The sequence below is a fragment of the Amorphus suaedae genome, assembly GCF_053629675.1.
On record NZ_JBRJIT010000003.1, the window covers coordinates 350048 to 369275 of the forward strand.

Below are 19228 nucleotides of genomic sequence, written 5' to 3' on the forward strand. Positions count from 1 at the left end.
ACCATGGCCCGTCTGCACGTCGTCACGCACGGCGACCGGTCGGCACCGGCGATCGTGTTCGTCCATGCGCTCGGAACCGATCACCGCTTCTGGGACGAGGCGGTGGCGGAGCTGTCGCGGGACTTCTTCTGCGTCACGCCGGACCTTCAGGGCGCCGGCGAAACGCCGCTGCCGGCCGAGCCGGTCGACGCGGAGGGCCATGCCGCCGATCTGGCGACGATGATCGAGGACCTCGGTCTTACGCGCGTGACGCTCGCCGGGTGCGCCATCGGCGGCATGGTCGCCGCCATCCTCGCGGCACGGGAGCCGACGCTCTGCTCGGGCCTGGTGATGACCAACCCCGGGCTGCGCAACCTGCCGCACGTGAAGGAGATGCTCCGGGCGCGCACCGAGGAGGTCCGCACGCACGGCATGGCGGTCCTGATGCCCAAGGCCCCGGAGACCTCGTTTCACGAGATGCCGCGCGACGCGCGCTACGCGCGGTTCGTCGAACGCTACGCCGCCCAGTCGGCAGAGGGGTACGCCTTGTCCGTTCTCGGCTTTCTCGACATCGACATCCGGCCGACCCTGCCGCAGCTCACCTGTCCCGTGATGCTGATGCCGGGCGGCAAGGACGTCCTGATGCCGCCGGATGGCGCGCGGGAGATCGGCACCCTCGTGCGGCAGGCCGAGATCGTGCCGGTGCCAGAGGCCGCCCACTTCGTGCCCTACCAGGCGCCGGAGCGGTTCGTGGCCGAACTGCGCCGCTTCATGGCCGCGACCGGGTCCTAGGACCCGCCCCGGTCAGCCGGTGGATTCCAGCTCGCGCTTGAAGACGCCGGCGATGAAGTCGATGAACAGGCGAAGCTTCACAGAGGTCTGCCGCGCCGCGGGAAACACGGCGTAGACGCCGTTGTCGAAGTCGATGTGGCTCACCTTGTAGTCCGGCAGCAGCCGGACCAGACGGCCGCTCTTCAGGTCCTCGTGCACCGACCAGTCCGGCAGCAGGCCGATGCCCACCCCGTCGCGCACCATGGTCACCAGCGCGAAGCCGAAATCCGTGCGCACGTTGCCGCGGATCGGCACCTCCTCGATCCGGTCGGCCGCGTCCAGGAACCGCCAGACCGGCGTTCCGAGATTGATCCGGTAGGTCAGGCAGTTGTGGTGCCTGAGGTCGGCGGGTTCGGCGATCGCCGGCCGCTCCGCGAGATAACCGGGACTGGCGCAGACGACCCGCTCGCTGGAGGTCAGCTTGCGGGCAATCAGCGAGGAATCCTCCAGCCGGCCGATGCGGATGTCCACGTCGGTTCCCTGGTCCATCACCGGGGCGATGGAGTTGGACATCATCAGGTCGACGGTGATGTCGGGATAGATCGACAGGAATTCCGGAAGGTAGGGCAGGATCATCAGCTGCCCGACCAGCATCCGCGAATGCACGCGCAGCACCCCCTGGGGCTTCGCCTGCAGCTGGCTGACCGAGCGGTTGGCCTCCTCCAGCTGCGCCAGCACCTGCTCGACGCGGGAGTAGTAGATCTCGCCGGCTTCCGTCAGCGCGAGGTGTCGGCTCGAGCGCTTGAGGAGCTGCGTCTCCAGCCGGTCCTCAAGCGACGAGATGTGCCGCGAGATGGAGGCCGGAGACAGGCCGAGCAGGCGCCCGGCGCCGGACAGGCTCCCCTCCTGCACGGCCGTGGTGAAGGACCGCAGCGTCTGGACCCACTCCAACTCAAACCCCCGAAACCGCCTGATTCTGAGGATTTTGGTAGCTCAAAGCCGCCATCTTTACAAATTCTGCAAAGAAGGCCCTTGCCTCATCGCCGTTCAGGCGCCCCGCGCCCCGTGCTAACTCGACTTTCAAGACAAAACGCGGGGCGCGCGGCGCGGACGGTTCAGGCGCCGACCGGCCCCCAGGGAGAGGACGATCATGGCGGTCGGCGGCTACGTATCCGATCTCGACACCGGCGACGTGCTCGGGCCGGTGGACTACACGCTGAGCTCCTTCGTCGTCCGCGAGTACAGCCACGCAGTCGAGATGCACCATCCCTGCTTCCAGGGAAGCGAGGGGCAGGTGATGCCCCCGACGCTGATCCACCTCGACAAGCTGCGGCTCTACCGCCACGCCTGCCCGAAGGGCACCGGCCCCTCCGCCCGCATCCATTTCGAATACGACGCGGAGGTCTTCGCCCCGGTCCGCGTGGGCGACCGGCTGACCGTCTCCGGGCTCATCACCGAGCGCTACCAGAAGAACGGCCGCGACTACGTGGTCCTGAAGATGGAGCTCCGCCGGACCGACACGGACGAGCTGCTGGTGCGCTACTTCGACCGGGTGATCCTCTCCTACGCGCAGTCCGACGACGGCGAAGCATCGTGAGCGAGGGCGCGACCATGACCCCTTTCCAGCCCACCGTTGGCACCGAGTTCCGCCTTCCGCCCCGCCCGATGACCCGCGAGCGCATGCGCTGGTACGTCGATGCCCAGCCGACCATCGCGGCGGACGACGGGCGCATCCACACCCAGGAACCGACCATCCACGACGACGACGCCTATGCCCGCTCCCAGGGGCTGCCGGGCATCATCGCCGACGGCATGGTGTCGACCAACTGGATCCTGTCGCTGCTGATCGACCTGTTCGGGCGCGGCGTCGCGGAACGCTGCAGGCTGCGCACGAAATACGTCGCCCCGATCTACGAGGACCAGGTGGTCATCACCTGCGCGCGGGTCGCCCACGTGGCACCGGTGGCCGGCCAGCCGACCGAGATCACCCTCGACGTGTGGTGCGAGGACGACGGCGGCACCCGGCTGACGATCGGCGAGGCCACCGTGTTCGTCCCCGGGTCGTGAGCCGGCTCAGCAACGGGCGCAAACCGACGGGTAGGAAATGACCGCCGTTCTGGAAGGCATCAAAGTCCTCGACTTCTCCCGCGTCTTCGCCGCGCCGGACTCCACCCAGCTGTTCGGGGACCTCGGCGCCGACGTCGTGAAGATCGAGAACCCGGTCAAGGGCGACGACTGCCGCTATCTGGGCGCCACCACCCAGGAGCTTGAGGCCCTCGGCGGGCCGAGCCCGTCCTTCCGCGCCTTCAACCGCAACAAGCGCTCGATGGAGCTGGACCTCGCCAGCGAGGCCGGCCGCGACGTGGCGCGGCGGCTGATCGCCTCCGCCGACATCCTGGTGAACAACTTCCGGCCCGGGACGATGGAGCGCTGGGGCCTCGGCTATGAGGACCTGCGCGAGACCCACCCGCGCCTGATCTACTGCGATTTCCACGCCTATGGCGGCGCGGGCCCGCTGGCCGGCGTCGGCGCCAACGACCTGGCGCTGCAGGCCCATTCCGGCCTGATGAGCATCACTGGCGAGGAAGGCGGCGAACCGGTGCGCGCCGGCTCGGCGATCATCGACCTGCACGCCAGCCTCGCCATCGTCAGCGGCGTGATGGCGGCGCTCTATCACCGCGAGCGCACCGGCAAGGGCCAGAAGGTCGAGACCTCGCTGCTGATGAGCTCGGCGCACCTGATGAGCTACTTCTATCAGGACTACTGGCTGACCGGGCACAAGCACCGGCCGATGGGCACGGCCAACCATCTGAGCGTGCCCAACCAGGCCTTTCCGGCGAGCGACGGCCACGTGGTGATCATCGCGCCGAGCGACGAGATGTGGCAGCGCTTCACCCGTGCGCTCGACCCGGAGGCGCTCGACCGGCCGGAGTTCAAGACCGCCTCGGAGCGCCTGCGCCTGCGCCACGACGTGGTCGCCGCGATCTCCGAGGTCACCCGGTCGCTCTCCAAGCACGAGATCCACGCGCGCCTCAGCGCGGTGAAGGTCAACGTCTCGATCGTCCAGGATGTCGGCGAAGCGGCCGAGGATCCCCAGCTTGCGGCGATCGGCGGCATCTTCGCGTTCGACGGCGACGAGGGCCCGGCGCGCTACGTCGCCACGCCGTTCCACCTCTCCGACACGCCGGGCGAGATGCGCACGCCGCCGCCCGCGCTCGGCGCCCACACCGACGCGGTGCTGCGCGAGGCCGGGTTCGGCGAGGACGAGGTCTCGGACCTGCGCGCGCGCGGTGCGTTCGGCAAGCCGCAGTAGGCGCGCACCCGCATCCGAACGCGCACGCGTGCGCAGCAGCGCGCGGCTGCTGCACAGACCCGGCACCGGGCGACGAGAACCACCCGGATCAACCGGGGGAGAGGACACGCCATGGACGTTTCCTTCACCGCCGAGCAGGAGGCCTTCCGGCTCGGCCTGCGCGACTGGATCGCCCGGAAGCTGCCGGCCGACTGGGCCGGTCCGCGCTTCACCGGGCCGGCCGACGAGGACGAGAACGCGCGCTTCCAGACCTGGTGGGAACGCAGCCTCTACGACGCGGGCTACCAGGGCATCCACTGGCCGACCGCCTATGGCGGCCAGGGGCTCGGCATCGTCGAGCAGCTGATCGCCGCGGAGGAATTCGGCCGCGCCTCGGCACCGGAAGGCATCAACACCATCGGCAAGGAGCTGGTCGGCCCGATCGTCCTCGCGGTCGGTTCCGAGGAGCAGAAGCAGGAGCTGATCCCGCGCCTGCTGCGCCTCGACGACATCTGGTGCCAGGGCTTTTCCGAGCCCGAGGCGGGCTCCGATCTCGCCGGGCTGCGCACCCGCGCCGTGCTCGACGGCGACCACTGGGTCGTCAACGGCCAGAAGCTCTGGACCAGCTTCGCGCGCTTCGCCAACAAGTGCATCCTGCTGGCCCGCACCGACCCCGACGCGCCGAAGCACAAGGGGCTGACCCTCTTCGTCCTCGACATGCAGACCCCCGGCATCACCGTGCGGCCGGTGCGGCAGATGACGGATCGGCGGGAGTTCAACGAGGTCTTCCTGGACAACGTCCGCATTCCGGCCGGCATGCATCTCGGCGGCATCAACGAGGGCTGGCATGCGGCCGTCGGCGTGCTCGGCTTCGAGCGCGCCACGGCCCGGCTCTACCGGCAGGCCCGCTTCCAGGCCGAGTTCTCCGAGCTCCTGAGGCTGCTCGCGGCGCGCCCCGAGAAAGCACGTGACGGATGGTTCCGCCAGACGGTGGGCACGCTCGCCGCGGAACTCCGCATGCTGCGGCTCCTCAACCTGAAGACGGCGAGCCGGATCGAGACCGGCAGGGGGATCGGCTCGGAGGCGAGCATCGTGAAGCTGTTCTGGAGTGAGCTGCACCAGCGCATCACGACGTTCGCGCTGGAGGTGCTGGGCGAGGACTTCGCCGCCGGCGCACCGGGGGTCGAGCGCTTCCGCTACCTCTACCTGCAGGCGCGCGCCGAGACGCTCTACGCCGGCACTTCGGAAATCCAGCGCAGCATCATCGCCGAGCGGATGCTCGGCCTGCCACGCTGAACGGAGGGGCGATACGGTGGATTTCGACTTTTCCTTCGAGCAGCGCCTTCTCGGCGAGAGCGTCGGCCGGATGCTTGCAGCGTTTCCCGCCGCCGGGGACCGGCCTTTTCCCTACGCAGCCTCGGACGTAACCCGGGCGGCCGCGGATCTCGGCCTGTTCGCCCGCGAGGGCGGCATCCCGATGCTCGGGGCCGTCGACGCCGTGGCGGCGGCGCTGGAGATCGGCCGGGCGCTGCCCGCCGCGCCGCTGACGGAGATGCTGGCGGCAAGCCTGGCCCTGGCGGGCTCGCCGGTCCTCGCCGACGCCCTTTCCACCGGCGAGCCGGTCGGCGTCGCGGTGGCCGGAGCGCTCTCGCCGAACGGCGGGCGCGCCCTCGTCCCGTTCGCCGAGGAGGCACGGCTGTTCGCCCTGCCGCTCGAGACCGATGGTCGCCGCACCTGGCACGTGGTCGACCGGTCGGCGATCACGCTTGCTCCCGCCGATGTCTTCGACGTCGCCAGCACGGCGGCCTGGGTCGAGGCTTCCGCCGTGCCTGCCGACGAACTCGCCGCGTCCGCCGGACGCCGGCTCGACGACCTGCTCGCGCTGCTGGCACTCGCCGAGATGACGGGGGCCGCGGCGCATGCCCTCGATCTCACGGTGAGCTACGCGAAGGAGCGCCGGCAGTTCGGCCGGCCGATCGGCCAGAACCAGGCGATCAAGCACATGGCGGCCGACGCCGCCGTTTCGGTGGAGACGATGAAGGCGGCCGTCGAGTATGCCGCCTGGTGCATCGGCACGGCGCCGGAGGGGCTGGACGAGCCGGCGGGCGAGGCGCACCTGGCGCTGCTCTCGGCCCGGTCCCATGTCGGCGACCACGCCCGGCGCGTCGCGGAAGCCTGCACCCAGATGCACGGCGGGATCGCCTTCACCTGGGACTACGGGCTGCACCGCACTCTCAAGCGCATCGTCTATTGCCAGACCACGCTCGCCGCGCCGCGTCCGGCCCGGGAGGCACTGGCCGACGTCCTGATGGCGGCGGACGCATGAGGCAGACAGGGAGGCACCGGAGATGACTGAGGACGAGAAGGCGGAGCTGAAGTCCGAGATCCTGCGCGCGCGGGGCTACTGGTCGCGCTTCCACGAAGTGCTCCTGGAGCGTTCACCCGAGTTTCTGAAGGCGTATCTGGCGTTCCAGTCGGCGCCGGCGCAGTCGGGCGAGCTTCCCCAGAAGCTCTGCGAGTTCGTCTACATCGCCATCGATATCTCGGTGAACCACATGTACGAGCGCGGCGGCCGGCGGCACATGGAATACGCTCTCAAGGCCGGCGCCAGTCCTGAGGAGGTGCTGCAGGTGATCCTCCTGACGACAGCGGTCGCCGCCCAGCAGCCGCTTGCCATGGGAATGCGGATTCTCGCCGAGGAGCTGGACGAGGCGGCGGACCGCTCGCCGCTCCCGCCAGCCATGAGCGAAGCGATCGAGGCCTACCGGGGTCTCACCGGCGCCTGGCCGGAGGCCGGCGACTTCATGGCCCGTACCGCGCCGGAGATCGCCGGTGCCTACATGGACTACGGCCGGGCCGCCTGGGAGGCGGGCCCGCTGTCGCGCAAGCACAAGGAGCTGATCGCGCTGGCGATCTCCGCCGCCCCCACCTGCCTGTTCGAGGAGGGCGTGCGCCGCCACGTCCGCGGCGCCCGGGCCGCCGGCGCGACGCCGCGCGAGATCGCCATGGTGATCCAGCTCTCCGCCGCGCTCGCCGTCCACACCTGCACCATCGGCGTCCCCGGCTTCGACGACGTCATGAACGGCATCTACGTGGAGTGACCGGACGATGAAACCCGCCTTCGCCGTGCTCAACGGGGCCGCCTGCCGCTACGCGATCGACCGGCGCGGTCCGCGCACGCTGGTGCTGATCCACGAACTCGCCGGCTGCCTGGAAAGCTGGGACGATCTCGTGCCGCTGCTTGCGCCCGATCTCGGCATCGTGCGCCACGACCTGCGCGGCGCCGGACTGTCGCAGAAGGTGCGGGGCCGCCTGGACCTCGACGTTCTCGCCGACGACGTCGCCGCGCTGCTCGACCATCTCGGCGACGCCGGAGCGGTGGACGTGATGGGAGCGGCGGCCGGGGCGGCCGTGGCGGTGCGGTTCACGACCCGCCACGCCGCGCGCTGCCGCCGCCTCGTCCTTCTAGCCCCGGCGCTCGGCGTGCCTGCGGAGCGCCGGGAGGCGGCGATGGCGACCGCCGACCTCCTCGACCGCGACGGCATGCCGGCGATCGCCGATGCCGTGCTGCCGAAGGCGTTTCCCGAGGCGCTGTGGGCCGACGAGGAGACGAAGGCGCGGGCCATCGCCCGCTGGTACGGCGCCGACCCGGAGGGCTACGCCGCCATGTACCGCGCGATCGCCGAGACCGGCGTCATGGAGGAGATCGGCTCCATCTCCCAGCCGACGCTGCTGATCGCCGGAGCGCAGGACCCGTTCAATCCGGTGGAGCGGCTGCGCGCCATTGCCGCGATGATCCCCGGCTGCCGCTTCGAGATCGCCGAGGCGGGCCATTTCCCGGCCGTCCAGTCGCCGCAGGCGGTGGCGCCCCTGGTGACGGCCTTCCTCGACGCACCGGAGGCCTCGCGATGAGCGACAGCGGCGAGACCTACGACTACATCGTCGTCGGGGCCGGATCGGCCGGCTGCGTGCTCGCCAACCGGCTGTCCGCGGACCCGAACACCCGCGTGCTGGTGCTGGAGGCAGGCGGCACGGACGACTGGATCTGGTTCCACATTCCCGTCGGCTACCTGTTCGCCATCGGCAATCCGCGCTCCGACTGGTGCTTCCGCACCGCCGAGGAAAAGGGCCTCAACGGCCGCGCGCTGGCCTATCCGCGCGGCAAGGTGATCGGCGGGTCGTCGGCCATCAACGCGATGATCTACATGCGCGGGCAGGCCGCCGACTACGACCACTGGCGCCAGCTCGGCCTCGACGGCTGGGGCTGGGACGACGTGCTGCCGGTGTTCAAGCGCCACGAGGACCATTTCGCGGGCGCCTCGCCGTTTCACGGGTCGGGCGGCGAATGGCGCGTCGAGGAGCCGCGCATCTCCTGGCCGATCCTCGACGCCTTCCGCGAGGCCGCCGAGGAGCTGGGGATCGCCCGGATTCCGGACTTCAACCGCGGCGACAACGAGGGCTCGTCCTACTTCCAGGTGAACCAGAAGCGCGGGGTGCGCTGGTCGGCGGCGCGCGGCTTCCTGAAGCCGGTACTGAACCGCCGGAACCTCACGCTCGAGACCGGATGCACCGTCGACAAGCTGGTCATCGAGGAGGGACGCGCCACGGCCGTCGAATGGCTGCAGGACGGCGTCCGCCGCCGCGCCGGGGCCCGGGCCGAGATCGTGCTCGCGTCGGGATCGATCGGGTCGGTGCAGGTGCTGATGCGCTCGGGCGTCGGCCCCGGCGAAACGCTGCAGACGCTTGGTCTGCCCGTGCTGGCGGACCGGCCGGGGGTCGGTGAGAACCTGCAGGACCATCTGCAGCTCAGGACCATTTACAGGGTCCAGGGCGCGCGCACGCTGAACCAGGACTACGCCAACCTCTTCAAGCGCGCCTGGATGGGGGTCGACTACGCCCTGTTCCGCCGGGGCCCGCTGACCATGGCGCCCTCGCAGCTCGGCATCTTCGCAAAGTCCGCTCCCGGCGTGGAGCGCGCCGACCTGGAGTACCATGTCCAGCCGCTCTCGCTGGACAAGTTCGGCGAGCCGCTGCACGGCTTCCCGGCCGTCACCGCCAGCGTCTGCAACCTGCGGCCCTCGAGCCGCGGTCGCGTGCACATCACTTCGCCGGAGCCGGGCGCGGCACCGGAGATCGCGCCGAACTATCTCTCAACCGACGACGACCGGACGACCGCGGCCAATGCGATCCGGCTGACGCGGCGGCTCGTCGCCGCCAACGCGCTGGCGCGCTACCGGCCGGAAGAAATGCTGCCCGGCCCGGAGGTCGGCGACGACGACGCGGCGCTGGCGCGGGCCGCCGGCGACATCGGCACAACGATCTTCCATCCCGTCGGGACGGCGAAGATGGGGCTCGCCTCCGACCCGATGGCCGTCGTCGACGCGCGCCTGCGCGTGTTCGGGGTGGAGGGCCTCCGGGTCGCGGACGCCTCGGTGATGCCGACGATCCCCTCCGGCAACACCAACTCCCCAACCATCATGATCGCCGAGAAGGCCGCGGAGATGATTCTGGCCGATCGGCGATAGCCGCAAGCAATTCCAAGGGGTTATGCCCCCTTATGGGGCTATTGCGGTCTTGCTGGAGGCTCAGCGTGGGGGATGCGTGCTCCGGCGCCGGTGGCCGGAGCACGGGTTGCGCGGTCAGCCCAGCTTGAACAGGCCGAGGGCGTTGGTGCGACCGATCTTGCGGCGGTCCGCCTCGCTGATCGGCGCGGCGTCGAACCAGTCGGAGGCGTGGTCGACGTTCTCGAACGGCCAGTCGGTGGAGAAGAGGATGTGGTCGGCGCCGACTTCGAGCATCGAGGCGATCAGCGCCTGGGTGCGGAAGTTGCCCGACGTGGTGATCCAGAAATTCTCCTGGAAATACTCGGCGATGCGGCGCTTCGCGGGGTATTTCGGCGTCGTCTCGACCCAGGCATTGCGATTGTCGACCCGCCACATGTTGAAGGGCAGGCCCTCGCCCATGTGGCCGATCACGATCTTCAGGCCGGGATGCGCGTCGAACAGGCCGGAGCCCATCAGCCGCAGCGAATGCACCGCCGTTTCCTGGGCGAACGCCCAGGTCGGGCCCATCAGCCACGGATGGCCCTCGTAGATCTGCGACATCGAGGCCAGCGGGTTGCGGGGATGGAGGTAGAAGGGGAAGTCGAGGCGTTCGACCGCTTCCCAGAACGGCCGGTACTGGGGCAGATCGTAGTAGACCGCCGCGCCCTCCTGCTCCGTCTGGGTGAACCCGTTGACCAGCGCGCCCCGGAACCCCAAGCCCTTGATGCAGCGCTCGTATTCGCGCGTGGCGAGCTCGGGATCCTGCATCGGCAGCGCCGCGAAGCCCTGGAACCGGTCCGGCCGCTTGGCGACCGCCTCGGCCAGGTAGTCGTTGGCGCGCCGCGCCGTATCCACCGCCGCTTTGGTGTCGGTCATCGCCTGGATGGTCGGCGCATTCAGCGACAGGATCATCATCTCGACCCCGTGCGCATCCATTTCGGAGAGGCGGCGGTCGTGGATGTCCATGAGACGCGCGCTCAACTCCCGCCAGTAGTCTTCCGGAACGAACCCTGCGGAATCGAGGAGCGTCTCCTCGATCGCGAAATGCTCTTCGAGCGCAATCTTGCCCTGCATGCGTTTCCCATTCTCGTGTTCGTGGTTGGCGCGGCCGCCGGGCGTCGCCCGTGATCCGCGCGTCCGACGCTAGGGTGATTTATTCTCATTTGCAATTAATTTTGCGCCCGCGCGCTCGGCCACGATGGCGTGGAACGGGGCCAAAGCCCCGGCGGCCCGGATGGTCCGGTCACCTCGCGGCCCCGCGCGACGGGTGTCTGGCGCCATCGGAGGGCGGCCGAAGCGACCGGCCCGCACGGGATGCGTCGCGCGTCGGGCGCCGCCTGCTGCCGGATTTCGGCAGCGCACGATCGGCCGCGAGCCGATTACTTGACGACGCCAAGGAAATCGCCGGCGGCAAGCTGCGCTTTCCGGCTGCGCGCGCGCAGGATTTCGCTGCGCGATTCTGCGCTTTTTTGCGCGTTTGTGCGCGCGGGCCGCGCCTGCGCCAATCCGCCTTGATGCGCGCATGCAAACTGTAATGTACGGTATTGAAGATCGCAGCTCCGGACGGCGTCGACCGCGACCGGGCGCGCAGGACCGGGAGGAAGGGCAATGAAGGCGGCTGGCAAGAAGCCCGCGACAAAGGTGGCACCGGCGAAGGCGGCGCCAAAGAAGGCGGCACCCGAGGATGCCTTCGCGCGGCTGAAGCAGATGATGAACTTCGACGTCGTGGTGATCGAGTCGCTGCCGCGGCCCGGGTTCCAGGTCGCCGGGCTGCTGTCGGAGCACCTGGACTTCATGATCGACCTGGAGAAGCGGGGCCTCCTGTTCCTGTCCGGCCCGACCATCGAGGCGGACGGGTCGATCGGACAGGTGGGGCTGACGGTCCTCAACGTCCCGACGCTGGAAATGGCGCGGGAAATCTGGTCTGAGGAACCCTTCTTCAAGGCCGGGCAACGCGACGCCGAGTTCCGCCTCTGGCGGCTGATGGAGGGGGCGCTCAACGTGACCCTCTCGTTGTCCGACGCGAAGGTCGGAATCGCACGGAGAACATGATGGCCTCACCGAGAAGCGCGGCTGCCGAGACGACCACCGTCCGCCGCAAGGCGCCGGCGAAACGGCCGGTGCGCCGCGGCGGCCGCTTCACCGAGGAGCGGCGGGCGGAAATCATCGAGGAGGTGGCGCAGCTCTTCATCGAGCGCGGCTACGAGAACGTGACCATCGACGACATCGTCGACCGCATCGGCGGCTCCAAGGCGACCGTCTACACCCGCTTCGGCGGCAAGGACGAGCTGTTCGCCACGGTGATCAAGGCCTACTGCGCCCGGGTGGTCGGCGCGCTCGACGTGCGGGAGGACCCGACCACCTCGCTTGCCGAGCAGCTCCGGACCATCGGCACGGCGTTCCTCGACACCGTGCTCAGGCCGGAGACCATCGAGCAGCACCGGCTGATGGTGTCGATCGGCAGGAAATTCCCCGACGTCGGAAACGTCTTCTACGACGCGGGCCCGCGGTCGGCGTCGGCCGCCGTGAGCGCCTGGGTGGAGCGCCAGCAGAAGGCCGGCCGCCTCATCGCCGGCGACCCCTACCGCCTCGCGACCCTGTTCCTGGACATGCTGACCGGCGAGCACCAGCTCGCCCGGCTGGTCTCCGTCGACGACGTCTCCAACCCGGAAACGGTCGCCGCCACCGTCGACCTGGCGGTCCAGGTGTTCTTGCGCGGCACCGAGACCGGCCCCCGCGGCACGGACGGCTGACGTCTCCCGGCCCGTCGCCGGCGCGCCCTGACGGCGCACCGGTTTCCACTTCGCCCGGAAACGGCTCTAGCCTCCGCAATCCCGGACGCAAAACCGCAAGGGCACTTTTGCTGGGATTGCTTTGCTCGCCGCAATCCCGGACGCAAAACCGCAAGGGCACTTTTGCTGGGATTGCTTTTGCTCGCCGCAATCCCGGACGCAAAGCCGCAAGAGCACTTTTGCTGGGATTGCTCTAGGCCATCGTGTTGACGATCTCGCCGATCCCCTCGATCGACACGCGGACCTCGTCGCCGGCTTTCAGGAACTCGCCCTTCGGCGTGCCGACGCCAGCCGGCGTGCCGGTCATGATCAGGTCGCCGGGGTGCAGCGTGATGATCGCCGACAGGTGGGCGATCTGCTCGGCCAGGGTGAAGATCATCTGGCTGGTGCTGGACGCCTGCTTCGACACCCCGTTGACGCTCAGGCCGATCTTCAGGTTCTGCGGATCGGCGATGGCGTCGGCCGGGACGATCCACGGCCCGAGCGGGCACGCCCCGTCGAACGACTTGTGGGCCACCCAGTCGAACTTGAACGGCGAGGAATCGGCCGTCTGCACCCGCTTCATGCGGTCGCGCGCGGAGAGGTCGTTGCCGACGGTGTAGCCGAGGACGTGATCGAGCGCGTCGGCGACCGACACGTTCTTGGCCGTGCGGCCGATGACGGCCACGAGCTCGGCCTCCCAGTCGACGCCCTTCGACGGCAGCGCCACCGTCTCGCCCGTGCCGACCACGCTGCGGCCGGCCTTGATGAAGTGCCACGAGGTCATGCCCCGCGACTTCGGGTCCGCCTCGAGTTCCAGGCCCTGGGCGCGCGCCATCTCCTCGACGTGGTCGGAATAGTTGGCGCCGGCGCAGTAGATCTCGCCCGGGTAGAGCACCGGCGCGAGCAGCCGCACCTCGGCCAGCGGCAGCCCCTTGCCCGCCGATCCCGGATCGCCGGCGAGGGTCTCCAGCCGGCCCTTCGCCGCAGCCCAATCTTCCGCGATGCCGAGGACGGTGGCGTCGGTGGCCACCCCGGTTGCCGCCGCCACGTCGTGGACGGTGTCGCCGAGGAGAAGACCCGCGCGGGGTCCGTTGCCCGCGTCGTAGGTGAGGAGCCTGTATCCGGTCATGGGTGCGTCTCGATCCCTGTGTTGAAGCCACCGCCCGATGTTTCGGGTCGGCCGTCGTGCCGCGAAGGGCCGTCCTGCCCGGAAAGACGGGGCGGGGCGCGACCGCCGCCGCGCCGTCCCGTCCGTCGCGGGCGGCAACCATCCCGCTCAGCGAGACGATTGCCGATTAGTGTAAGGTAACGTATAGTACACAAATCGGTTGGCGACCAGACGCCGCGCGACGCCCTCGTCCGGAACGACGGTCGCGACGTCGCGCCGCGCCGACCGGCTCTTCCAAGCCGAACCACAGAAAAAACGAGACGCCCGGGAGGCCCTGATGATCAGAGTGAAACGCATCGCGCACGCCGCGTTCCTGACGCCGGATATCGACCGCCAGATCGCCTACTACACCGAGGTCATGGGCCTCACCCTGGTCGAGCGGGAGGCGGACACGGCCTACCTCGCCAGCACCCTCGACCACCACTCGGTCGTCCTGCGCAAGGGCGAAGCCAAGTGCGACCGCCTCGCCTTCCAGATCGCGCCCGACGGCGACCTCGAGGCCTTCGCCAAGCAGGTGGAATCCCACGGCATCAAGGTGGAGCGGAAGTCCTCTCCCGAGCCGACGATCCCGGAGATGATCTCGTTCGCCGATCCGAAGGGGACGATCCTGGAGGTGTTCCGCGAGCGCGCCTTCACGCCGCAGCCGTTCAACGACAAGGGCATCGTGCCGCTGAAGCTCGGCCACGTCGCCTTCAACGTCGTCGACGTGAAGAAGGTCGCGGCCTTCTACTGCGACGTGCTCGGCTTCCGCGTCTCCGACTGGATGGGCGACTTCTTCGCCTTCCTGCGCTGCGGCCCCGATCATCACACCATCAACCTCGTCGACAGCCAGCGCGCCAAGGTCCACCACATCGCCTTCGAGCTGCGCAACTGGGGCCATGTCCAGACGGCCGCCGACTACCTGGCCACCCAGGGCTACCCGCTCGTGTGGGGCCCGGGCCGCCACGGCATCGGGCACAACATCTTCACCTATCACCACAATCCCGACGGCCACCTGACCGAGCTGTTCACCGAGCTGGACCAGATGAACGACGAGGAGCTCGGCTATTTCGAGCCTCGCCCCTGGCACCGCGACCGGCCGCAGAAGCCGAAGGTGTGGCCGAAGGACCCGTTCTCGGCCAACCTCTGGGGCATCACCCCGCCGGACGGCTTCCTGGACTGAGCGCCCGTCGCGCATGATCGAGACGAAGGCCGCGGCAATGCCCGCGGCCTTTTCTTTTGAGGCTGAATCAGTGGAGATTTGGGCCCGGTTCGGAAGAAATGGTCCGCGACGGAAATCGACGGTGCCTGTTCTTCGCCTGCCGAGCAAAGCGATCACTCCTGAAAGTGATCGCTTTTTCAATCTGTCTTACCCTCAGACGGCTGCGACACCACCATCCACGAAGAGTTCGTGGCCAGCGATGAAGCTACTCTCCTCGGACGCCAAGAAGAGCACCGCCCGCGCCACTTCGTCGGGCTGCCCCAGCCGCCCAAGCGGCACCTTCTGATTAAGGGCGTCCTCCGCGCCCGGCCGCGCGTCAAGATAGCTGCGAATAAGGCGGGTCTCAGTGCCGCCAGGCGCCACGACGTTCACCCGAATGCCGCGCTCTTTGAGTTCAGGCGTCCAGCTCCTCGCAAAGGAGCGAACTGCTGCCTTGCTTGCGTTGTAGAGCGACTGACCTGGTAGTCCTTTCGAGCCGGCGATCGAACCGTTGAGGATGATCGTACTCCCGGCGGCCATCAGCGGCAGCGCTTTCTGTACGGTGAAGACCATACCTTTCACATTCAGGCCGAACATCGATTCAAAGTGAGTTTCGGTGATTTCCTCGAGCGGGACCACCTCGTGTCCTCCCGCGTTGGCAAAAACAACATCGACCTTGCCATGGTCGCGCTCAATACGGTCATAGAGCCTCGCCAGGTCAGCGTTGTTGGTTGCATCGCCTTGTACGCCGATTGCTCCGTGGCCGATTTGTTTCAGAGCCTCATCGAGCATTTCCTGTCGGCGTCCGGTAACGTAAACATGGCCGCCTTCCTCTGCGAAGAGTTTTGCCGTTGCTAAACCGATACCGTCGCTACCGCCGGTAATTACCACCACCTTGCCTTCAAAACGCTTCGCCATCTTCACACCTTTGCCGAAATGGAGGGTTGCTCCACTTATGATATGGAGGCACCCTCCATATAGCAAGAGAAGGAAAAGAATGAGCGACGATCTTGAGCTCCGGGCCGATGCGCGACGGAACCGGGAACGCATTCTCATTGCGGCGGAAGAACTGTTTCTCGAGCGGGGAGCAGACGTTGCGCTGGAGGAGGTCGCGAAGCACGCAAACGTTGGGATCGCCACACTTTATCGCCGGTTCCCAACACGCGAGGAGCTGTTGGCTGCCACCAGCAACGAGCGGTTCCTGTCGGTTGCGGAGGCAAGCCGTTTGCGCGATGCGGAACACGATCCGAACACCGCCATACGCGCCTATCTCGAAGAACTGGCGCTCAACACGAGCATCTATAAGAGCCTGGCCGCTTCTCTAGGAACGGTGATTCAATCCGGCACGCCCGGGTGCAATGCCATTACAGCCGAAGGAAATCGATTGCTTCGGCTCGGCCAGGAATGCGGGACCATCCGTCCAGATGTCACGTTCGACGATTTCATAACCGTCGTCAGGGCGATTTCCATCGCGCTCGAAAAGGAGAGTTCGCCCAAGTCGCGCGTCAGTCATCTGGTTGATCTTTTCCTTCATGGTATTGCCTGCGCTAATCCGAATACCAATCGGAACTAAGTCGTGCCTTCTCCACGCCACCTGCAGAAAGCCATTTCCCCGCGACAGCACTCGACGCTCGCGGCGAGGTAGCGGCCAAACCGACTGCGTCGCATGCCGCTACCCACCGAGACTTCAATCGGAGACGGCGCCCCGACCCCTCCCCGCCTCACGCCGCCTTGCGCTTGGGGAGGGCGCGGATGACCTCGATCATGCCGGCGACGTCCATCGCGCCCATGCCGTCGGCGATGCCGCGGCGGTAGAGGTCGGCGGCGCAGTTCATCAGCGGGGTGGCCGAGCCGTGCTCGGCGGCGAAGTCGCCGATGAGGTCGAAATAGTGGGCGAGCTGCTGGAATTCGCCCTGGGCCGGGGTGAAGCGGCCCTCGACCATCCAGGGCGCGCGGATGGCGAACTGGGTGGAGCCGCCGCTTCCCTCCGACACCGCCTTGATCAGCGTCGCGGGATCGACATCGGTCTTCAGCGCAAGCGCCATCGCCTCGGCGGTGGCGGCGATGTTGACGATGACCAGCAGGTTGTTGATGAGCTTGACGGTGGCCGCCGTGCCGATCGGGCCGAAATGGTACCAGCCCGGCGCGAACGCCTCGACGAGCGGGGCGATCGCCTCGCAGGCCGCCTTGTCGCCGCCGAGGTAGATGACGGCCTTGCGCGCCGCCACCATGCCGGGCGTGCCGCTCACCTCGCCGTCGAGAAAGATCGCGCCCCGGGCGCCGAGCGCCTGCTCCTGGCGCTGCAGCGCCGACACGGGATGCGAGCCGAACTCGACCACGATCTGGCCCGGCCGCACCGTGGTCGCCACGGCCTGCATGACCTCGTCCAGCGCCGCCTCGTCCGGCACGCAGGAGAACACGACCTCCACCTTTTCCGCGACCTCGGCAGCCGACCCCGCCGCGACGCCGCCCGCGGCCTCGAACTCGGCCAGCGAGCTGCGGCGATAGCCGATCACGCTGACGCCGCGCTCGATCAGATTCCGGCAGATCGGCAGCCCGATCTTTCCGACCCCAATGAACCCCACCTGGTACATGCGTTCCTCCCGGTTTCCTGTGTCTTGCCGGCGGATTTTTCCGCCTTGTTCGTGCGTGTGCGCGTTCCGCCCCTCAGCGGGCCTCGGCCGACCCGGCGCCGGCGCGCGCGCAGGCGCGGCCCGGCGCAGCCGCACGGCGCCGCCGGCTGCGGCGTCATCGCGCGGGGTCGGACTGTTGTATGATGGAAACGAGCTTCAGGCCTGGCCGCAAGGCAAGGGCCGGCGACCGCGGGTCCCGACGCATCTCGAGCATGGCTGCACGACCTCCCTCCCGTCGGCACATTCTTGCGGAGCGATGCCCCGCCGCGGCCGTCCAAGCAGGCTAGTCCAGTTTATTTGAATATGCAAATACCGAATATCACGACGCCTTGCGCCGATGCACAAGCTAAGTCGATGATATTGCTTATATTCATTACAGTTCTGAACCGTACGTTACAATTATGCCATAAAATTATCCGAGCCGCAATCTGGCGGCGCCCGCCGCCGCGCCGCCGGCGCAGGGGCCGCCCCCGACTGGCCGATCGACGGGTGCCCGGAATGGCGTGAATTCGCCCCTCATATCGCACGTTTCCTGACGATCCTGGAGCACAGCCGCGACACCTTCGAAGACCCTTCAAAGGCATGGAGCACCGGTCAGGGAGACGGATCTGAGGAAATTTCGCTTCGAAGGCGACCGATGTTCTTCAATTGCTATTGCAAATAAACTGATTTTGGCGTTCAGTTAGGTCGGCCGCGCGTCCGTGGAGCCGGAGGAGGATCTCCGGACGCGCAGGGCAGGAGACAAAGATCCCGCTACGGGACAGGACGCAGGACGGAACCACCGTCCGCAGGGGAGGGAGACCCATGAAGCCAATGCACCACGCCGCCTGTGCGGCGCTCGTCGGGCTGTTCGCTGCCGCCGGCAGCGCCCAGGCGACCGAGACCATCGATCTGACCATCGCCGCCAGCCACCCGGCGACCGTGCCGTGGGTGTCGGGGCTGAAGAACTTCTTCATGCCCGAGGTCGACCGGCAGCTTGAGGCCGCCGGCGGCACCTACAAGATCAACTGGCAGGAAGCCTTCGGCGGCCAGCTCTACAACGCCGGCGCGACGCTGACCTCGGTCGGGGACGGCGTCACCGACATCGGCTGGGTGTTCGTGGCGGCGGAATCCTCGCGGATGCCGCTCAACAACCTGTGCTCCGAGCTGCCGTTCCTGACCCCCGACGCCACCAAGATCCTGCCGCTGATGCGCGACATGACGCTGGAATCGCCTGCGCTGCAGGAGGAATGGACGCGCGCCAACACGGTGTTCCTCGGCGTGTCCGGCCGCGACACGTTCGACCTGTTCACCAAGGAGATGATCCGCTCCTTCGACGAGCTCCAGGGCAAGAAGCTGCTGGCGCCGGCGGCCTTCGCGCCGCTGATCGAGGGGACCGGGGCGGTGCTGGTCGATGGCGCGCTGCCGACCTACTACACCTCGCTGCAGACCGGCGTCGCCGACGGCGCCATGTCGATGGCGACCGGCTTCATGCCGATCCGCGCCTACGAGGTGGCGCCGAAGATCGCCGTCGTCGACATGGGCGCCGGCTGCGGCGGCGCGGTGGCGATGAACGCCGACCGCTGGGCCGACATGCCGAAGGAGGTGCAGGACGCGCTGCTCGCCGGCGGCAAGGTCTACACCGAGAAGCACGCCGAGCAGCTCAACCAGCTGCACGAGGTCATGATGAAGAAGATGCAGGAAGCCGGCGCCGATGCCGGCGTCGAGATCTTCGTCTGGCCGGAGGCGGAGCGGGTGCGCTGGGCCGAGGCGCTGGAGCCGATCGGCGTGCAGTGGAAGCAGCGCCACCCGGACGACGCGGACCTCCTCGACACCTACATGAACGGGCTGCGCGAGAGCGGCGTCGAGCCGCTGCGCCAGTGGGACAAGGAATAGGCCTCCCCTTCCC

The 19228-nt window shown here is 68.2% G+C and carries 19 protein-coding genes; 14 read left to right on the forward strand and 5 right to left on the reverse strand.

The annotated features are described in order from the left end of the window. Nucleotides 1-3: 3 nt before the first annotated feature. On the forward strand, nt 4-771 hold the full coding sequence (locus AB7M35_RS23090) for an alpha/beta fold hydrolase (protein ID WP_453962936.1): 768 nt from the start codon (nt 4-6) through the stop codon (nt 769-771). Nucleotides 772-783: 12 nt separating this feature from the next. Here AB7M35_RS23090 and AB7M35_RS23095 read toward each other — a convergent pair whose 3' ends face one another. Next, the gene (locus tag AB7M35_RS23095) at nt 784-1701 is read right to left on the reverse strand and encodes a LysR family transcriptional regulator (RefSeq protein WP_453962937.1); all 918 of its coding nucleotides are present in this window, start codon (nt 1699-1701) and stop codon (nt 784-786) included. Between the two features lie 199 nt (nt 1702-1900). Here AB7M35_RS23095 and AB7M35_RS23100 point away from each other — a divergent pair, with 199 nt between their 5' ends. The 8 genes from AB7M35_RS23100 (at nt 1901) to AB7M35_RS23135 (ending at nt 9567) form a co-directional block, all read left to right on the forward strand. Continuing rightward, the gene (locus AB7M35_RS23100) at nt 1901-2347 is read left to right on the forward strand and encodes an FAS1-like dehydratase domain-containing protein (RefSeq protein WP_453962938.1); all 447 of its coding nucleotides are present in this window, start codon (nt 1901-1903) and stop codon (nt 2345-2347) included. A 14-nt stretch (nt 2348-2361) separates the two neighbouring features. Further along, on the forward strand, nt 2362-2817 hold the full coding sequence (locus AB7M35_RS23105; RefSeq protein WP_453962939.1) for a MaoC family dehydratase: 456 nt from the start codon (nt 2362-2364) through the stop codon (nt 2815-2817). A 37-nt stretch (nt 2818-2854) separates the two neighbouring features. Further along, a complete protein-coding gene (locus AB7M35_RS23110) occupies nt 2855-4063 on the forward strand; it encodes a CaiB/BaiF CoA transferase family protein (RefSeq protein WP_453962940.1) in 1209 nt (402 codons plus the stop codon). Between the two features lie 111 nt (nt 4064-4174). Next, a complete protein-coding gene (locus tag AB7M35_RS23115) occupies nt 4175-5338 on the forward strand; it encodes an acyl-CoA dehydrogenase family protein (protein WP_453962941.1) in 1164 nt (387 codons plus the stop codon). Nucleotides 5339-5354: 16 nt separating this feature from the next. Beyond that, complete coding sequence (locus AB7M35_RS23120; RefSeq protein WP_453962942.1) at nt 5355-6368, forward strand: acyl-CoA dehydrogenase family protein; 1014 nt, start codon at nt 5355-5357, stop codon at nt 6366-6368. Nucleotides 6369-6390: 22 nt separating this feature from the next. After that, complete coding sequence (locus tag AB7M35_RS23125) at nt 6391-7143, forward strand: carboxymuconolactone decarboxylase family protein (RefSeq protein WP_453962943.1); 753 nt, start codon at nt 6391-6393, stop codon at nt 7141-7143. A gap of 7 nt (nt 7144-7150) precedes the next feature. Beyond that, nucleotides 7151-7954, forward strand: a complete 804-nt coding sequence (locus AB7M35_RS23130) for an alpha/beta fold hydrolase (protein WP_453962944.1) — start codon at nt 7151-7153, stop codon at nt 7952-7954. Next, complete coding sequence (locus AB7M35_RS23135) at nt 7951-9567, forward strand: GMC family oxidoreductase (protein WP_453962945.1); 1617 nt, start codon at nt 7951-7953, stop codon at nt 9565-9567. Before AB7M35_RS23130 ends, AB7M35_RS23135 begins: the two co-directional genes overlap by 4 nt. Before the next feature lie 114 nt (nt 9568-9681). Here the strand turns inward: AB7M35_RS23135 and AB7M35_RS23140 are convergent, their stop codons facing one another. Then, complete coding sequence (locus AB7M35_RS23140; RefSeq protein WP_453962946.1) at nt 9682-10659, reverse strand: amidohydrolase family protein; 978 nt, start codon at nt 10657-10659, stop codon at nt 9682-9684. Between the two features lie 534 nt (nt 10660-11193). Here AB7M35_RS23140 and AB7M35_RS23145 point away from each other — a divergent pair. Both AB7M35_RS23145 and AB7M35_RS23150 read left to right on the forward strand, forming a co-directional pair. Beyond that, nucleotides 11194-11637, forward strand: a complete 444-nt coding sequence (locus AB7M35_RS23145; protein ID WP_453962947.1) for a YciI family protein — start codon at nt 11194-11196, stop codon at nt 11635-11637. After that, entirely contained in the window at nt 11637-12338 is a 702-nt protein-coding gene (locus AB7M35_RS23150) for a TetR/AcrR family transcriptional regulator (protein ID WP_453962948.1), read from the forward strand. Before AB7M35_RS23145 ends, AB7M35_RS23150 begins: the two co-directional genes overlap by 1 nt. Before the next feature lie 232 nt (nt 12339-12570). On the opposite strand, the gene AB7M35_RS23155 is transcribed toward AB7M35_RS23150, so the two are convergent. Then, complete coding sequence (locus AB7M35_RS23155) at nt 12571-13488, reverse strand: fumarylacetoacetate hydrolase family protein (protein ID WP_453962949.1); 918 nt, start codon at nt 13486-13488, stop codon at nt 12571-12573. Nucleotides 13489-13804: 316 nt separating this feature from the next. Between AB7M35_RS23155 and AB7M35_RS23160 the strand changes: the two genes are divergently transcribed. Beyond that, nucleotides 13805-14689, forward strand: coding sequence for a VOC family protein (locus tag AB7M35_RS23160; RefSeq protein ID WP_453962950.1), 885 nt, complete (start codon nt 13805-13807; stop codon nt 14687-14689). Nucleotides 14690-14881: 192 nt separating this feature from the next. Here the strand turns inward: AB7M35_RS23160 and AB7M35_RS23165 are convergent, their stop codons facing one another. After that, a complete protein-coding gene (locus tag AB7M35_RS23165) occupies nt 14882-15625 on the reverse strand; it encodes an SDR family NAD(P)-dependent oxidoreductase (RefSeq protein ID WP_453962951.1) in 744 nt (247 codons plus the stop codon). A 79-nt stretch (nt 15626-15704) separates the two neighbouring features. On the opposite strand from AB7M35_RS23165, the gene AB7M35_RS23170 reads away from it, so the two are divergent. Beyond that, nucleotides 15705-16280: a TetR/AcrR family transcriptional regulator gene (locus AB7M35_RS23170; protein WP_453962952.1), complete on the forward strand. Its 576-nt coding sequence runs from the start codon at nt 15705-15707 to the stop codon at nt 16278-16280. 148 nt (nt 16281-16428) lie between these two features. Here the strand turns inward: AB7M35_RS23170 and AB7M35_RS23175 are convergent, their stop codons facing one another. After that, nucleotides 16429-17436: an NAD(P)-dependent oxidoreductase gene (locus AB7M35_RS23175; protein ID WP_453962953.1), complete on the reverse strand. Its 1008-nt coding sequence runs from the start codon at nt 17434-17436 to the stop codon at nt 16429-16431. Nucleotides 17437-18144: 708 nt separating this feature from the next. On the opposite strand from AB7M35_RS23175, the gene AB7M35_RS23180 reads away from it, so the two are divergent. Next, a complete protein-coding gene (locus AB7M35_RS23180) occupies nt 18145-19215 on the forward strand; it encodes a C4-dicarboxylate TRAP transporter substrate-binding protein (protein ID WP_453962954.1) in 1071 nt (356 codons plus the stop codon). The last annotated feature ends 13 nt before the right edge of the window (nt 19216-19228 follow it).

Bases quoted from the DNA above. Each gene is read 5' to 3' on its own strand.
- AB7M35_RS23090 (WP_453962936.1), top strand. From the start codon at position 4: ATGGCCCGTCTGCACGTCGTCACGCACGGCGACCGGTCGGCACCGGCG.
- AB7M35_RS23100 (WP_453962938.1), top strand. From the start codon at position 1,901: ATGGCGGTCGGCGGCTACGTATCCGATCTCGACACCGGCGACGTGCTC.
- AB7M35_RS23105 (WP_453962939.1), top strand. From the start codon at position 2,362: ATGACCCCTTTCCAGCCCACCGTTGGCACCGAGTTCCGCCTTCCGCCC.
- AB7M35_RS23110 (WP_453962940.1), top strand. From the start codon at position 2,855: ATGACCGCCGTTCTGGAAGGCATCAAAGTCCTCGACTTCTCCCGCGTC.
- AB7M35_RS23115 (WP_453962941.1), top strand. From the start codon at position 4,175: ATGGACGTTTCCTTCACCGCCGAGCAGGAGGCCTTCCGGCTCGGCCTG.
- AB7M35_RS23125 (WP_453962943.1), top strand. From the start codon at position 6,391: ATGACTGAGGACGAGAAGGCGGAGCTGAAGTCCGAGATCCTGCGCGCG.
- AB7M35_RS23130 (WP_453962944.1), top strand. From the start codon at position 7,151: ATGAAACCCGCCTTCGCCGTGCTCAACGGGGCCGCCTGCCGCTACGCG.
- AB7M35_RS23135 (WP_453962945.1), top strand. From the start codon at position 7,951: ATGAGCGACAGCGGCGAGACCTACGACTACATCGTCGTCGGGGCCGGA.
- AB7M35_RS23140 (WP_453962946.1), bottom strand. From the start codon at position 10,659: ATGCAGGGCAAGATTGCGCTCGAAGAGCATTTCGCGATCGAGGAGACG.
- AB7M35_RS23145 (WP_453962947.1), top strand. From the start codon at position 11,194: ATGAAGGCGGCTGGCAAGAAGCCCGCGACAAAGGTGGCACCGGCGAAG.
- AB7M35_RS23150 (WP_453962948.1), top strand. From the start codon at position 11,637: ATGGCCTCACCGAGAAGCGCGGCTGCCGAGACGACCACCGTCCGCCGC.
- AB7M35_RS23155 (WP_453962949.1), bottom strand. From the start codon at position 13,488: ATGACCGGATACAGGCTCCTCACCTACGACGCGGGCAACGGACCCCGC.
- AB7M35_RS23160 (WP_453962950.1), top strand. From the start codon at position 13,805: ATGATCAGAGTGAAACGCATCGCGCACGCCGCGTTCCTGACGCCGGAT.
- AB7M35_RS23165 (WP_453962951.1), bottom strand. From the start codon at position 15,625: ATGGCGAAGCGTTTTGAAGGCAAGGTGGTGGTAATTACCGGCGGTAGC.
- AB7M35_RS23170 (WP_453962952.1), top strand. From the start codon at position 15,705: ATGAGCGACGATCTTGAGCTCCGGGCCGATGCGCGACGGAACCGGGAA.
- AB7M35_RS23180 (WP_453962954.1), top strand. From the start codon at position 18,145: ATGAAGCCAATGCACCACGCCGCCTGTGCGGCGCTCGTCGGGCTGTTC.